The following is a 2,449-nucleotide window of genomic DNA, read 5'->3' as shown; positions in this document are numbered from 1 at the left end:
GTGCACTTCTTATCTTTTATAGCTCAAACATAGAAGCAACTTTAGCCAAAGTCCAGAATAGCGGTGGTCAAATTATTCGCCCAATTTTTGATTTTCCCGGAGGCTGTCGTTTCCATTTTATTGAGCCAAGCGGTAACGAATTTGCAGTGTGGTCGGAAGCACGCGTATAACAAACGGCTCAAGAGGGATTGCCAACGCTTGGCGACTTTCAGTACAAAATTGAAGTTCAGTGTTTAGGTGTATTTTTTGAGTTCGGCGGTGCGTTGTCAACCCCTTAGCCGGGCGTTAGCCCGCAGGAGTAAAACTTGGAATGAGTCGAAATAAAAAGAAAAGAACTAAGAAATACACTCCTCGAAGAAAAGATGTTAGTGAACAAGATAGTCGTCGATATCTTAAAAACTGGGATCTAGCTCGTCGAGTTATTAGTATTTTAGGTGTATCCCTAGTTCTATTTAATATGCTGTTAGCTATAGTTCTAGAATCGGATATCACTGAAAGACTCAACGAACTGACTAGTCCTAGCACTGTAACGTTATATTTAACAATAATTGTAGCTTTCGGGGTAATACGCACCGTCTTAGCTTTGTGGATGAATAAGAACCGTTCGCTAATTGAACAGAATGTTCCACTTGCTAAAAAGTTGGTGGCAACATTCATGGTTGGTACCATCTTAGCTACAGCCTTGTATGTAACACCTGTGATTTATTTATCTGGTGTTGGCGAGCATTTACTTAACCTGATAACCCCATACTTCCCAATGATTACAAGTCGAATCATCGATATTATAGTTTGGTTGGTGCAAGCAAGTTTTGCAGGTATCGTTGGAAGTTATTCATACGATAGGATCAAACGAAACAGAAAGTAACGGGCTAACAAAGCATTTAAGAGTGATTCTCAACGCTTGGCATTTTTCATTCCATCGTTGAGTTCAGTGTTTACAGTGGTAAGGTTAAGTTTTGTGGTAGCGTTGTTCACACCTTAATGCGGCGTTATGTGCTAAGGCAAAAAATCAGGTCAGGCGATGAAAAGAATCAATGTAATAGGCACTAGTGGTAGTGGAAAAAGTACTTTCAGTCGCCTGCTTGCGAGTGAGTTAAAGTACCCTTATGTTGAAATGGATGCCATATTCTGGAAGCCCAATTGGCAAGAATCTTCAGATGAAGAGTTCTTTGCTAATTTAGCTGACAGGTTAAGCGCCGAGCATTGGGTTCTTGATGGTAACTACAACCGAACTGCTGAAATAAAATGGAACAGAGTAGATACCATTGTTTGGGTTGATTACTCCTTTGTAAGGACGTTGTTTCAAGCTGTGAAAAGGGCTTTAGTTCGTACAGTGACCAAGCAGGAATTATGGGATAAAACAGGTAATGTTGAGTCGTTCAGAAAGTCTTTTCTTAGCAAAGACTCTATCATTCTTTGGACGCTGAAAACGTACAGTAAAAATCGGTCTCGCTACACAGAACTACTTAACGATCCTAAGTATAGTCATATTAAATTTGTAAGAATAACAAGCCCTAAAAAAGCAAAGGTGTTCCTGAGCGAGTTACGCACATAACAAACAATTTAAGAGTGATTCCCCACGCTTGGCATTTTTGGTTTGGGTCTAGTTTAGTGTTTACGGCGTTCAAGTTAAGTGTGGTGGTAACGTGGCTCACACCTTAATTGGGCGTTATAAGCACAAATCATAAGATATAGTAACAACTAATATAGGATTTATATGAGCTTAATGGGAAAAAAAGAGAAATCTTCCAATAAAGAAGCTAAATTGAAATATGTGTCATTTATCAATTTGGCATTTAAGGTTAGCTTTGTAAGTACCCTTTTTACTACTAGCTTTCTTATTCTTGGCTTTACAAATGATGTGTTTTTGCTTGCATTCTCTCTTAGTGTTGTATCATTGGTTACATCTATTTTTTGTGGCTATTTCTACAATCAGCATAATTATGCTTGCTTTCAACTCTCTAGAAATTTCATCAAAACAGACCAAGCTTCATTACACTTGTCAAAAAAATTGATAATGCAACTTAAGGAGATGGATGAAAAAGTAGGTCAAAGAGGTACAGCATCTAAATATTTACATGATAAAGTTTATCAACGACCATACTTGAAAGCCTTGGATTGGTGTTTTAATAATTTAAAAGTTAGTAAGGTTTTTAGGAAAACTCATCATCTAGGCTTAATTCATCAACGTTATAATGCTGTAAAGCTTCTTCGTAGAAATGGTTACTTAGTTAAGGTTAAGAAAGCTCCTAATATGAGTTTTTCGACTACTCTTTTGCGCATTGTGTTAGTGTGGGAATTAAAGAGATTTAAGTCTTTAAATTTTAAAAGATTTAACATTTATTGTTTTGAAATATCAGTTGATCAACATAAAGATAATGCTTCAATTGAAGGTTGTAAAAATAAATATATTGAAAATGAAGTGGTAAATAAAAACTATTTAAGTAAT

Annotated in this window: 3 protein-coding genes and 1 pseudogene; all 4 read left to right on the top strand. The window is 36.5% G+C overall.

Annotated features, from left to right (window positions below; translation table 11 throughout):
• Positions 1 to 170: pseudogene (locus AACQ17_RS08690) on the top strand (VOC family protein); the annotation flags it as partial.
• Positions 171 to 310: 140 nt separating this feature from the next.
• The gene (locus tag AACQ17_RS08685; RefSeq protein WP_094147103.1) at positions 311 to 865 is read left to right on the top strand and encodes a hypothetical protein; all 555 of its coding nucleotides are present in this window, start codon (positions 311 to 313) and stop codon (positions 863 to 865) included.
• 156 nt (positions 866 to 1,021) lie between these two features.
• The gene (locus AACQ17_RS08680) at positions 1,022 to 1,555 is read left to right on the top strand and encodes a shikimate kinase (protein ID WP_088900015.1); all 534 of its coding nucleotides are present in this window, start codon (positions 1,022 to 1,024) and stop codon (positions 1,553 to 1,555) included.
• Between the two features lie 162 nt (positions 1,556 to 1,717).
• The coding region (locus AACQ17_RS08675; protein WP_141201453.1) for a hypothetical protein at positions 1,718 to 2,449 on the top strand (732 nt) is incomplete at its 3' end.

Origin of the sequence: Vibrio sp. V10_P2A27P122 (genome assembly GCF_963874335.1) — a bacterium.
GTDB classification, from domain to species: domain Bacteria; phylum Pseudomonadota; class Gammaproteobacteria; order Enterobacterales; family Vibrionaceae; genus Vibrio; species Vibrio anguillarum.
This window is presented reverse-complemented; position numbering and strand designations above follow the sequence as displayed.